At 68.6% G+C, this 11,742-nt stretch carries 10 protein-coding genes and 1 tRNA gene; 6 read left to right on the forward strand and 5 right to left on the reverse strand.

Features of this window, described 5'->3' with window-relative positions:
• Positions 1-27 precede the first annotated feature (27 nt).
• The gene (locus N5095_RS00790; protein WP_267619993.1) at positions 28-330 is read left to right on the forward strand and encodes a PRC-barrel domain-containing protein; all 303 of its coding nucleotides are present in this window, start codon (positions 28-30) and stop codon (positions 328-330) included.
• 28 nt (positions 331-358) lie between these two features.
• Here the strand turns inward: N5095_RS00790 and N5095_RS00795 are convergent, their stop codons facing one another.
• Positions 359-1,813, reverse strand: coding sequence for a DHH family phosphoesterase (locus N5095_RS00795; RefSeq protein WP_267619995.1), 1,455 nt, complete (start codon positions 1,811-1,813; stop codon positions 359-361).
• Between the two features lie 479 nt (positions 1,814-2,292).
• Between N5095_RS00795 and N5095_RS00800 the strand changes: the two genes are divergently transcribed.
• The 3 genes from N5095_RS00800 (at position 2,293) to N5095_RS00810 (ending at position 3,544) form a co-directional block, all read left to right on the forward strand.
• A tRNA-Lys gene (locus N5095_RS00800) sits at positions 2,293-2,366 on the forward strand.
• Positions 2,367-2,666: 300 nt separating this feature from the next.
• The gene (locus N5095_RS00805; RefSeq protein WP_267619997.1) at positions 2,667-3,281 is read left to right on the forward strand and encodes a DUF7344 domain-containing protein; all 615 of its coding nucleotides are present in this window, start codon (positions 2,667-2,669) and stop codon (positions 3,279-3,281) included.
• Positions 3,282-3,394: 113 nt separating this feature from the next.
• Complete coding sequence (locus tag N5095_RS00810) at positions 3,395-3,544, forward strand: DUF7563 family protein (protein ID WP_267619999.1); 150 nt, start codon at positions 3,395-3,397, stop codon at positions 3,542-3,544.
• 111 nt (positions 3,545-3,655) lie between these two features.
• On the opposite strand, the gene N5095_RS00815 is transcribed toward N5095_RS00810, so the two are convergent.
• The 3 genes from N5095_RS00815 to tbsP all read right to left on the reverse strand — a co-directional run bounded on the left by N5095_RS00815 (position 3,656) and on the right by tbsP (position 7,783).
• Positions 3,656-4,798, reverse strand: a complete 1,143-nt coding sequence (locus tag N5095_RS00815; RefSeq protein WP_267620274.1) for a pyridoxal-phosphate-dependent aminotransferase family protein — start codon at positions 4,796-4,798, stop codon at positions 3,656-3,658.
• Between the two features lie 151 nt (positions 4,799-4,949).
• Entirely contained in the window at positions 4,950-6,758 is a 1,809-nt protein-coding gene (locus tag N5095_RS00820) for a YcaO-like family protein (protein WP_267620001.1), read from the reverse strand.
• Between the two features lie 203 nt (positions 6,759-6,961).
• A complete protein-coding gene (gene tbsP / locus N5095_RS00825) occupies positions 6,962-7,783 on the reverse strand; it encodes a transcriptional regulator TbsP (protein WP_267620003.1) in 822 nt (273 codons plus the stop codon).
• A 220-nt stretch (positions 7,784-8,003) separates the two neighbouring features.
• Between tbsP and N5095_RS00830 the strand changes: the two genes are divergently transcribed.
• Entirely contained in the window at positions 8,004-8,189 is a 186-nt protein-coding gene (locus N5095_RS00830; RefSeq protein ID WP_267620005.1) for a hypothetical protein, read from the forward strand.
• Between the two features lie 113 nt (positions 8,190-8,302).
• On the opposite strand, the gene N5095_RS00835 is transcribed toward N5095_RS00830, so the two are convergent.
• A complete protein-coding gene (locus tag N5095_RS00835; protein ID WP_267620007.1) occupies positions 8,303-10,333 on the reverse strand; it encodes a hypothetical protein in 2,031 nt (676 codons plus the stop codon).
• 144 nt (positions 10,334-10,477) lie between these two features.
• Here N5095_RS00835 and glyA point away from each other — a divergent pair, with 144 nt between their 5' ends.
• Positions 10,478-11,740, forward strand: coding sequence for a serine hydroxymethyltransferase (gene glyA, locus N5095_RS00840; RefSeq protein ID WP_267620009.1), 1,263 nt, complete (start codon positions 10,478-10,480; stop codon positions 11,738-11,740).
• Positions 11,741-11,742 lie beyond the last annotated feature (2 nt).

Here is an 11,742-nt window from a genome sequence, read left to right on the forward strand (position 1 = left end):
AAGGCCCGCGACTTCAACAGAGGGGACATGAACGACAGCGCCAGCCCCCAGGAGATCACGACTCTCGTCGGTCGGGAGGTCTACTCGAACAACGGCGTCTTCGTCGGCGAGGTCGAGGACGTGCGACTCGACCTCGACCAGGAGGTCGTCACCGGTCTCGCGCTCGGCCGACTCAACGACGAACTGTTCCGCGGCCGCATCGCCCGCGGCAAGGGCGTGATGATTCCCTACCGTTGGGTCCGTGCGGTCGGCGACGTGATTCTCGTCAACGACACCATCGAACGCGTCAAGGAGGGCGAAGAGGAGGAGGAGGGCGAAGTCGTCGCCTGAGGCGGGTCGAGGTCGAGTCCGGTCAGATTCAGTTTCCGTTTCCGCTCTCGCTCCCGTCGACACCCATCGCGCGGAACAGCTTCTTGCGGACCGCCTCCTCGGTGAGCGACAGGAGCGTGTCGCGGTTGCCGTCGCTGGCCTCGATGCCGGTGAAGATGCCGAGCGGAATCTCGACGGAGCCCTGCGTCGAGTGGCCGCCGGCCTCGCCGATGCCGGAGAACGCGTCCTGGAGCACCTTCCCGATGTTGAGTCGGATGTCCTTCGAGCGGGCCGCGAGGTAGATGTTGTCGTCGGCGATGCCGAAGACGGCCGTGGTGGTGATTCCTTCCAGGTTGAGCAGGTGGTTCGCCGCCTGCGCCAGCGCGTCGCGGTCACGGATGAAGCCGGCGTTCGAGACGAGGTGCGACCCCTGTACCTCGCGGTTCTGGATGGCTTCTGCGAGTACGTCGAGGGTCTCGGGCGACATCGACGGCGACTCGACCTGTTCGAGCGTGTCGTGGTTTGCGAAGGGGTAGAGGTAGGCGGCGGCGGTGAGGTCGGCGGGGGTCGTGTCGCGCTTGAAGTCGAGCGTCTCCGAGCGGATGCCGTACAGCAGGGCGGTGGCGACCGTCTCGGTGGGGCTGAGGTCGAACTCCTGGATGTACTTCGTGAGAATCGTGGAGGTAGAGGAGGCGTTCGGGCGCACGTCGGTGAACTCGGCTTCGATGGACTCGCCGGGCTCGAAGTGGTCGATGAAGATGTCGACGTCCACGTCGAGTTCGGGGTCGCCGGATTTCATGTGGTCGACGAGTCCGACGGCGCCGTACTCGCCGAGGGGCCGGGATTCCTCGCGCGGGGTGAGTTCGATGCCGAGCAGGTTGACGAACGCGCGGTTCTCCTGGTGACCGATGTCGCCGCGGTAGAGGATGTCTGCGTCGAGGTCGTACTCGCGGGCGATCATCTGGAGGGCGACGGCGGAGGCGATGGAGTCCGGGTCCGGGTTGTCGTGGGTGAGGATGGCGAGTTCGCCGTCGACGCGTTCGAGCAGGTCCGCGAGTTGGCGAGCCTTGTACTCCATCTCGCCGGATTCGAGCGACCGGATGGCGGAGTCGGCGATGACCTCCGAGGGGTTGACGACCACGTCGGCGCCGGACTCGCGCAGTTCGTCGGCGGAGACGGGGTCGGAGGCGCGGGCGACGATGAACTGGTCGCCGCCGCTCTCGCGGATGGTCTCGACGGCCTCGCGATTGGCCGCCACGTCGGAGGCGAGGATGAGGAGCACGTCGCGACCGGCGACGACGCCGGCGACCTCGGGGTCGCTGATGTCCTGCTGTCGGGCGTTCAGGTCCTGGTCCCGAAGCGTCTCCACCCGGCTCTCGTCCTTGTCGAGGATGAGCACGTCCTTGCCCTCCTCTGCGAGCTCCTCGGCAACGATGTGGCCTACGCTCCCACACCCGAGAATCGCGTAGGTAGACATCGAAGATATGGTGACCCCAGCACTCATCGTGGACGAGAATACCGAGTGCCGTCACTTAAGGTCCATCGGTTCCGCCGCCCGGACCGAGTGGGCGTGTACAGCGCCGAACGTCTCCCGTTCGGGTGGGTAATGGGTGTTTCCTCCGAGGCAGGGTGTCAATACTGACGCTCCCACCCGTCGTAGAGCGGTCGTCCGCGACGGCTCACACCGGCCGCCGGCATCCACTCCCCCCACTCGCTGGCAGGGTGTGTGGCCCCTGCGGACCCACCGACCGCCGGTCGTGGTACTCCCCTCTCCATCGCCTGCCGACGTTCCCGTCGTCCGCCCGCAGAGCTACCGTTCGCTCGGCGGACGGGCGCGACGGGGATGGCGGTCGGCAGGGCGTGTACGTGTCCCGGAGGACGAGAACTTCCGCCGAGGACGCGCTGACGGCGCCCGTGTCAACGAGTGTGATGTCACGGGCGAAGGGAAACGCCTTTTAGGATACCTGGGCAACGAACTCGTGAGGGCCGGTAGCTCAGTCAGGCAGAGCGACGGACTCTTAATCCGTCGGTCGGGGGTTCAATTCCCTCCCGGCCCGTTCTCGAACCGCCGAGCGACAGCGAGGCGGTGAGGTCTACGAAGGGGGGAATCGAACCAGGGAGAACCGAGCGAAGCGAGGTTCGACTGGGGTTCAATTCCCCCTTGGCCCGCTTCTCCGAGGCAGTACGGCGGCGAGCGGAGCGATTCAGCCGTCGTTCCAGGGACGGACAGCGGCATGTAACCGCTGCCTACCGCCGCATCCGAGTCGTGTCCGACACCTCAACGAGCCGTTGCGTTCTCTGTCGGGGCGCCGAAGACACATTTATCCGTCCGTGATTCGACTAATCGTACGCACGTCATGTGCCGGAATGCCTTACTCGTCAGTGCGGTCGGACAGCCCTCGGCTTCGAGGGGGGACGGTGACGCACCCCCCGACGAGCCCCGAGCGAACACGGACCCCCCGGACCCCATCACGCGGGACGAAGCCTTCGACCTCCTCGCCAACGGGCGACGGCGCCGGGTCGTCGAACTCCTCTGCGAAGCGGACGGTGAGGTCGCGCTCTCGACGGTCGCCGAGCGGCTCGCCGCGGCCGAGACCGACAGTCAAGAGGACGCAGACGGACGATACAAGAGCGTCTACGTGTCGCTCCAGCAGACCCACCTGCCGAAGCTCGAGAACGCGGGCATCCTCGACTACGACGAAGACGGCCGGTCGGTGACGGCCGGCCCCGCGCTCTCGGAACTGCGGTCGTACGTCGAAGACGACGAGCCGACGACGGAGTCGACCCGCCGAACCGACGTCCCGGCCGCCGTCTGCGCGCTCGGCGTCGCGCTGTTCGGGGCGAAGACGCTCGGCGTCCCGGGCCTCGACGCGGTCCCGTCGGACCCCCTCGCGACGGTCGTCCTCCTCGTCGCGCTGGCGGCCGTCCTCGCCGTCGACCGGTTCGGTGCCGCCGACGGCGACAGTGCGTAACTCGGGACTCCCGACCACCAACGGCCCGTTTCTTACGGTCTCCTCGCGTTGCCCGGTGAGAAGGTACCGAACACTCATATCCCCTCGCGTCAATTCGAGTGCGAGGCATTCACATGCACACTTGTCAAAACTGCCAGGAGCCAGTCACCGCCCAGTTTGCACGCGTCTTCGGCGACAACGAGGGCCGGGTGTTCAGCTGTCCACAGTGTCCCGACGCCGGCGCCGCCTCTGAGAGGGAAGAGAAGCGGAAGCAAGTGGTCTGAGGCCGGAGTCGGACGTCCGTTTCCGACCCATCCACCACGGCCTGGTCTCGACGGGCCGGCTCGACGCCGATTCGCGTACACGCTATCCAACAGAGAGCGCAGCGCCCGGCCTCACTCGCCGAGCGCCGTCTGCATCGCCTCCATCCCAGCGTCCGCGTCGACTGACACCGACGCGTCCTGTGCGTCGATCGCGTCGGCGAGCGACGAGAGGAGGTAGGAGACGTTCTTCGGGCGTGCGGAGTGACCCATACAGCCGATGCGCCAGACCGCACCGGAGAGGTCGCCGAGCCCGCCGGCGATTTCGAGGTCGTAGCGGTCGAGCAAGTAGTCGATGACGGCGCCGTCGTCGATGCCGTCGGGGACGCGGACGGCGTTCAGACTCGGCAGCCAGAACTCGTCGGCGGCGTTCATCTCGAGTCCCATCGCCTCGACGCCCGCCTTCAGCGCGCCCGCCACGTGACGGTGGCGCGCCCAGCGCTCCTCGATTCCCTCCTCCGCGACGAGTCGGAGCGCCTCGCGCAGCGCGTACACGTTGGTAATCGGCGCCGTGTGGTGGTACGAGCGGTCGCTCCCCCAGTACCCCTCGAGCAGGGAGAGGTCGAGATACCACGACCGGGCGGGCTCCTCCCGGTCCAATACCCGACTCATCGCCTCGTCGTTCAGGGTGAGCGGCGAGGCGCCCGGCGGACAGGAGAGGCACTTCTGCGGACCGGAGTAGGCCACGTCGACGTCCCACTCGTCGGCGCGGAACTCCACTCCGCCGAGGGAGGTGACGGTGTCGGCGACGACGAGGGCGTCGTGCTCGTGGGCGATGCTCGTCAGTTCGGGCACGTCCGGCTGGAGGACGCCCGTGCTCGTCTCGGCGTGAACGAAGCCGAACACGTCCGGTTGGTGCTCGTCGAAGGCGTCGGCCACGTCCGCGGGGTCGAGCGGTTCACCCCACGGCGCGTCGACGTGGACGACCTCGCCGCCGGCGCGCTCGGCCATCGACTCCATCCGGCCGCCGAAGTAGCCGTTCGTCGGGACGAGCATCGTGTCCCCTGGTCGGACGAGGTTACCGACCGCAGCCTCCATCGACGCCGACCCGGTGCCCGACACCGGGATGGTCCACTTGTTCTCGGTCCGGAAGGCGTATCTGAGGAGGTCCTGCACCTCGTCCATCATCTCGACGAACGAGGGGTCGAGGTGCCCCACGAGCGGCGTGCTCATCGCCCGAAGTACCCGCGGATGCACGTCACTCGGACCCGGTCCCATCAGCGTTCGGTTCGGCGGCGTCAGCTCGCCCACGTCTGGCTTCTGCATACGCCCCACACGTCCGTGAGAGAGCAAAAACCCGTGGGTTGCGGTGACACGCGTCGGAGACGGTAGCCACCCGGGTCACACCGCTCGCGGACTCCGGCGTGGGTCAGGGGAAGGGGTGGTACGCCCGGTCGAGTCGCGCCTCGAACCCCATCGACGCCGGCACCTCGCGGGCGCGGTCGCCGAAGAAGGGCTCACCGGTGAACAGCGGTTGGGCCGCGGGCGAGAGCACGCGTACCGCCTCGAACCCGAGTCGGTCCAGGTCGCGCGTCGTCAGCCGAGCGGCGTAGGCGTCCAGGTCCGCGTCGGCGACGCGGTCGACGACCGCGCGGAGTTCGGCCGTACCCGACACCGGGTCGCCGCCGAGGTCGGCCGCTCGAACCTCGCCGTCGGTGGCGACGAACTCGCGAGCGGCCTCGGGGAAGTCGGCGTACTCCCCGATAGCGGCTTCCTCGGTCGACGCCTGTTCGGGGCCCATCGCACGGAGCTCCGTCCAGTTCTGGAGCGCCTCCGCGAGCGCCGAGCGCGCGGCGGCGACCGCGTCGAGGTCGGCCGCGGAGCCCATCGCGAAGTTCGGCCACTCGCCCTCGCGGTGGACGGCGACGGCGACGACCGGCACGTCCACGTCCTGCGTGACGAGCAGGGGCGTGACCGTCAGTTCCTCCGCGCGGGCGCGGCCGACCAGCGACCGGAACCTCTCGCCGGCGACGGTGAGTCCGAGCGGCTCGAACGTCGAGTACCACGCGAGCATCGTCGCGTCGCGCTCGACGACCTCGTACAACCCCGAGAGCAGCGCCTCGACCGTCGAGTTGCCGAGGCCGAGCCCCGTCGTGATGGCGGGCTTGTGGCGCTCCTCGGGCGGCGGGAACTGGACGAACTCCGCCGGGAGCATCCTGTTCGCGCCGGACGCCAGGTCCCGCCCCTCGACCCACGGCATCTCCCGCGACGGGTCCGGCTTCGCGGCCCCGGCGGGCCGGACGAATCGCGAGGGGGAGACGGCGTTGAGCAGGTCCGACTCGGCGGCCCGGGTGAACTCGCCGGTTCGGTAGACGCCGGCCGCGTAGCGTTCGAGCGCCTCGCCGAGCGCCTTCACGAACGCCCGGTCCCAGTCGGGGTCGGCGCCGGCGGCGAACTGAGCCGCCCGCGCGTCGCCGAACGCCCGGGTGTCGGCCACGCGCGCGAGATAGTACGGGACCGGGAACGACTCCCGCTCGCCGACCTCCGACACCGCACCGACCCGGTCGTCGAGGGCGCGCTCCGCCCGCGAGAGGGCGTCGTCGAGCGACACGTCGCGGTGGTCGACGCGCAGGGTTCGGTCGACCGGCTCGCCACAGGTACAGTTCGGCGCCGGGAGGAACTCGCGCTCGGGACCCGGCACCTCCACGACCGTCCCGCCGAGGGCCTCCCCGGAGAGGAGCCGCACGGCCCGGCGGCCGGCCACGGCCCCGGCGAACCGAGCCGCGCTGGAGTCGACCCCCGCGGGCCCGTCGCCGTCGGCCGTCGCCTCGCTCCCGACGGTTCCCTCCCCGCTCCCGGCCGACGCCCCCTCGTCGAGGTTCGAGGCGACCCGTCGTCGGAGGCAGTCGTGACAGCCCGCGTCGCCGGCGAAGACGGCGACGGCGGCGTCGACACCCGCAATCGGGTGGCCACCGACGCCGCCGAGTTCGACGGCGACCCATCCCTCGGAGGGGGCGCCGTCTCCGTCTTCGTCCCCACCTTCGTCGTCGGCGACGACGGCGGCCTCGTTCGCGCGCGAGAAGGCGTCGTCGCCGACGGTTCCGACGACGGCGCCGAAGTCGACCGACCCGAGATTCGTCGCCTCGACCGACCGGACCGAGGCGTCGACGTCCGCGAGGGCGGCACGGAACGCCTCGACGGCCGGCCCCTCACCGACGACACCTACGTTGACGTCCATACCGGGGCGACGGGCGACGGGGAAGAAAAAGGTCGGGTAGCGGCGTCGGGTGGGTCCGGACGGGAACGAGAGGCCAGACCGAGAAGCGGGGCGGACGGCACCGCCGCTACGGGGCGTAGAAGCGAAGTGGAAGACTGAAAGCGTCGCGGGGGGTCGCGATACGCTCGTGTGTCGGGCCGGCTCGTCGGTCGTCGTCGTGGCGACTACGACGCGAGCAGGCTCTGGGCGACGCCGGCGAGCTCGCGGGCGTCGGCGTTCTTCAGGCGGTCGTCGCCGAGCTTGAGGCGCAGACGCGGCCGGCCGACGTCGATGGGTACCTTCTCCGTGTCGATGAGCCCCATGTCCTCGAGCTTGGTCTTGGTGCGGGAGAACGTCGCCTTGGAGGCGATACCCACGTCCTCGCCCCACTTGCTGATGTCGTACAGCAGGACGTCGTTCTTGGCCGCGACGAGCAGGCTGATGGTGACCTCGTCGAGGCCGTCGCCGTCGCCGCGGGCGGTCTCGAGCGAGGCGAGCACGGTGTCGAAGTCGCTCTCGGTGGCGTCGCCGATGTCGGTGCCGAGCGTCTCGCGGACGCGCGAGATGGCGGGCGTGCGGAGCTTGAACTCCGGTGCGGACTCCCACTCGGCCTCGTAGGTGTCGAAGGCGTCGGCGACGAACTCCTCGTCCTCGGTCGTCAGCGCGGCGACGTGCTCGCCGGCGGTGACGAGCGCCATCACGGCCTCGCGCGTGACGAACAGCGAGTTGCCGCCGGCGTCCGCGCTGGTGCGAAGCGAGAGCGCCCCGGCCTCGACGAGGTCCGCGGCGTTGCTCGCGACGATGAAGTCGCCCATCACGTCCTTGAGGACGCCGTCGGCGGCGACGAGCTTGATGGTCGGCAGTTCGTCCTCGGCTTCCGTGGCGACGGTGACGAGCTCCTCGACGGTGCTCGCGGACGGGTCGACGACGAGCAGCTCGTCGTCGGCGTCGGCCAGAAGCGTCTCCAGGATATCCTCGACCCCCTCTTCGAGTAAATTCGAAGTCATTGCTACACGGTGTTAATAGACGCTCCGGTACTTAATCTTATCGCAGTCGTGGCAGTCGGAGACAATCTCGTCGTGACGGTGGGCGTGTAGCTCGGCGAATCGACAGCGAGAACGACCGCGATTGTGCGGAAGTCGAGCAACGGTGACTGCGCGACCGGACGTGCCCGTGTGAGAGTCAGGCAAAGGTATTTACAGATAGGTGCCATCTCTGTGGACGTCCATGCCACGAGAGGGACGTACTACGGGAGCGGTGGCGTACGATGTATCCGGGTTCGCAGCGGCGCACCCCCGACTCGTGTTGACGGCCGCACTCACCGTGCTGTTCATCGCGATGCAGGGAACGGTCGGTGCCGAGTTGTTCGAGGCCGGAACGAACAGCGCCGCGAGTTCGGACACCGGTCCCTGAACGGGAAGGGCGAGCCACGAACGGTCGACGATAGACTGATTTTTCGCGGCGTGTACGGGCGAGAGCGATGGCGTCGGCCCGTAGACGGCCGATGGTGACGGTCCCGGTCGGCGTCACAGGAGGTCGACGAGGTCCTTCGACCAGTGGAGGTCGCCGTCGTAGACGACCGGCGCGTCCGCTCGGGAGATAATCTCCTCCGTCGCCTCGTGGTCGAGCGTGAACGCCGCACGGTTCCCGTGCAGGTACGACCGGCGGGAGGACGGGACGTGTGGCTGGTAGTGGCCGCCGACCTTCTCCGCCGAGAAGGCGTCGAACTCGACGTCGAACCGTCCGTCCGCTCGCGGGTCGAGCGTCATCGTCACCGGGATGAAGCTCTCGGACTGCGTGAGTGTGTGCGTCCCGTCGCCGACGACGGTGTAGTCTTTCCCCATCATGATGCGCCGGCGTGCGAGGTCGAGTGCGCGTTCGAGACAGAACCCGTGCATCAGCATGCGGGCGAAACTCGTACCGACCCGGGCCGCGTCGGCGTCGAGCACCTTGTTGAACGTGACCGCGCCCGCGACGCTCCCCTTCTCGACGAGAGTCAGCCCCTCGTAGAACGAACCGCAGGCGTTGAGGAAGAACGTCTGAGCGTTGGATTCGGTCAGACTCGACATCGAGAGCGTCCCGTCGGGACAGCGGAGGCCGGTCTCCTCACAGTGACCGATGTAGTGGACGAGGTCGTGTGAGGATTCGAACGTGCGGGCGAGCTCCTCGGTGGAGAGCCGCTCGCGGACGGTGATGTCGAGGTCGAGGTCGAGCGCCCGTTCGCGGTAGATTCGGGCCGCCTCGCCGTGTTCGCCCGACATCTCGCTGTCGTTCAGCACGGCGACGATGGAGATGGACTCGTCGGCGCGCCACTCGTATCCGGTGCCGTTCCGGTACGCCGCCGGCACCGATTTGAACACGTCGATAGGCGTCCCGGGGGCGAGCCACCCGTGGATTCGCCCCGGGCCGAGGTGGGGTTTGACGAGGTCGACCGCGACCGCGTCTCCCACTTCGTTCCGGTAGAAGTCGTCGAGCGAACGCGACAGCCGTTCGTCCTCGCGGAGCGGGTCCGACCGCGGGAGGAAGACGTTCGGGAGGCTCACGAGCAGGTACGGGAGGACGCCGACATGGTCGTAGGTGGGGTCGACGTACATCGACAGGTGCCACTCCGGGAGGTCGGCGTCGACGCGCTCGAACGGCGCGTCGAGGTAGGCGTCCACGCGCTCCCCGACGCTCGCCTCGTAGAGGGTGTCCGCGTCGAGCGAGAGCGTCTCGAGGAGCGCCGACTCGGCGAGGTCCGTCCCGTACGGACCCGCGTTTCGCACGAGACAGTCGAGAAGGAAACACCGCCGGAGCAGGGCGGCGACCCGGCGCTCGAACTCGGGGAGCGTCCCCAACCGGTGGTCGGCGGCGGCGGTCCTGAGCAGGGGGTCGGCGTCGCGTTCGACCGTCACGGTCGCCCCGAGGTAGTGCGCGAGCGAGGCCGCCGTGAAGAGGTACTCGAGGCCGGCCGGGAGCACGAGCTCGGTGTCGTCGGTTCCACCCTCCAGAAACGTCGGTACGGTGGTGTCCTCGCCGAACTCGACCAGCGGCGGGTGGCCCCGCATCGTGGGGAACGACCGGTCCGGGGTCGCCGTCCGGTTGCTGGCTGAGAGGTGAGTGAGCGCGGTGGCGACGCCCGCCGGCGTGCGCGGGACCGTGAGGGTTCCCGAGGGGGACTGGACCCTGCTTCGGAACCCCAGCGTCACCTCCGTCGGGCGGAGAAAGGAGAGCACCGTCGCCTCGTAGTTCGGTTTCGAGACCTCCGCCGGACCGGAGAAGCGGAGGTAGCTGTTGACGTTGCCGCTGACACGCACGAGGAACTCGGCGTCGCCGAGTTCGAGCGGGCCGGTCTCGCTTCCCAGTTCGAAGGTGGCGTTGTCGTCGAGACGGGTGACGGAGACGAACGCGGGCGGCAGGCGGAGCGACGTCGTCGTCCCGGCGACGCGGACGTCGGTCGGGCTGGGCACGTCGTCTTCGACCGTGGTTGGGGCCCAGTCTCCGGTGACGACGTCGATGGAGTTCTTCCGGGCGTCGACCGCCCTGAGCCCCTTCTCCGTCGACACTACCTCGATCATCGCGGTTGTGCGATACATCGTCGGAGAACGTAAATCACTGTCGAACCGACCGATATCGCCGGCTGATGGCCCGTCGGTGGACGACGTCCCCGCGAATCACGTCGGGAGGGATAGGCTTTTGCCCGCTACGTCCGGGCCTCACGTATGGACTACAGTCACGTCCGCGACGTCGACCCCGAAGTCGCAGACGCGCTCGAGGGCGAGGTCGGGCGCCAGCAGGACACTCTGGCGATGATCGCCTCCGAGAACCACGTCAGCGAGGCCGTCCTCGAGGCCCAGAGCAGCGTCCTCACCAACAAGTACGCCGAGGGGTACCCGGGCGAACGCTACTACGGCGGCTGTGAGTTCGCCGACGACGTCGAACAGCTCGCCATCGACCGCGCGAAGGAGCTGTGGGGTGCAGAACACGTCAACGTCCAGCCCCACTCCGGCTCGCAGGCGAACATGGGCGTCTACCTCGCCGTCCTGGAGCCCGGCGACAAGATTCTCTCGCTCGACCTGACCCACGGCGGGCATCTCTCCCACGGCCACCCGGCGAACTTCGCCGGCCAGGTGTACGACGTCGAGCAGTACGAGGTCGACCCCGACACCGGCCGCCTCGACTACGACGCCGTCGCCGAACAGGCCGAGGCGTACGACCCCGACCTCATCGTCTCCGGCTACTCCGCGTACACCCGGGACGTCGACTGGGAGCGCATGGGCGAGATTTCGGACGCCGTGGACGCCTACCACCTCGCCGACATCGCCCACATCACCGGGCTCGTCGCCGCCGGCGTCCACTCCTCGCCGGTCGAGCACGCCGACTTCGTAACGGGGTCGACGCACAAGACCATCCGCGCCGGTCGCGGCGGCATCATCATGTGTCGCGAGGAGTACGCAGACGAGGTCGACAAGGCCGTGATTCCGGGGATGCAGGGCGGGCCGCTCCTGCACAACGTCGCCGGGAAAGCGGTGGGGTTCCAGGAGGCACTCCAGCCCGAGTTCGAGGCGTACGCCGAGCAGACCGTCGCCAACGCGGAGGCGCTCGGCGAGTCGCTGAAAGAGCAGGGCCTCTCGCTCATCTCCGGCGGGACGGACAACCACCTCGTGCTGGTCGACCTGCGCGAGTCCCACCCCGACACGACCGGCAAGGACGTCGAGGAGGCACTCGAGGAGGTCGGCATCGTCCTCAACGCGAACACCGTGCCGGGCGAGACCCGTTCCGCGTTCAACCCGAGCGGGATTCGTGCCGGGACGCCCAGCCTCACGACCCGCGGGTTCGACGAGGAGGCCTGTCGAGAGGTCGGTGAGCTGATTTACCGGGTCGTCGACAACGTCGACGACGGGGACGTGAAGTCCGAGGTCTCGTCTCGTGTGGACGAGTTGTGTGACGCCCACCCGCTGTACGAGGAGCTGCCGTCGCGATAAGT

Origin of the sequence: Halobium salinum (assembly GCF_026586625.1) — an archaeon.
Taxonomy (GTDB): Archaea; Halobacteriota; Halobacteria; order Halobacteriales; family Haloferacaceae; genus Halobium; species Halobium salinum.

What these genes read in the sequence shown, in the direction of transcription:
- N5095_RS00820 (WP_267620001.1), bottom strand. Translation starts at nt 6,758, where the DNA reads ATGGACGTCAACGTAGGTGTCGTCGGTGAGGGGCCGGCCGTCGAGGCG.
- N5095_RS00810 (WP_267619999.1), top strand. Translation starts at nt 3,395, where the DNA reads ATGCACACTTGTCAAAACTGCCAGGAGCCAGTCACCGCCCAGTTTGCA.
- tbsP (WP_267620003.1), bottom strand. Translation starts at nt 7,783, where the DNA reads ATGACTTCGAATTTACTCGAAGAGGGGGTCGAGGATATCCTGGAGACG.
- N5095_RS00805 (WP_267619997.1), top strand. Translation starts at nt 2,667, where the DNA reads ATGTGCCGGAATGCCTTACTCGTCAGTGCGGTCGGACAGCCCTCGGCT.
- N5095_RS00815 (WP_267620274.1), bottom strand. Translation starts at nt 4,798, where the DNA reads ATGGGACCGGGTCCGAGTGACGTGCATCCGCGGGTACTTCGGGCGATG.
- N5095_RS00790 (WP_267619993.1), top strand. Translation starts at nt 28, where the DNA reads ATGAACGACAGCGCCAGCCCCCAGGAGATCACGACTCTCGTCGGTCGG.
- N5095_RS00830 (WP_267620005.1), top strand. Translation starts at nt 8,004, where the DNA reads ATGCCACGAGAGGGACGTACTACGGGAGCGGTGGCGTACGATGTATCC.
- N5095_RS00795 (WP_267619995.1), bottom strand. Translation starts at nt 1,813, where the DNA reads ATGAGTGCTGGGGTCACCATATCTTCGATGTCTACCTACGCGATTCTC.
- N5095_RS00835 (WP_267620007.1), bottom strand. Translation starts at nt 10,333, where the DNA reads ATGATCGAGGTAGTGTCGACGGAGAAGGGGCTCAGGGCGGTCGACGCC.
- glyA (WP_267620009.1), top strand. Translation starts at nt 10,478, where the DNA reads ATGGACTACAGTCACGTCCGCGACGTCGACCCCGAAGTCGCAGACGCG.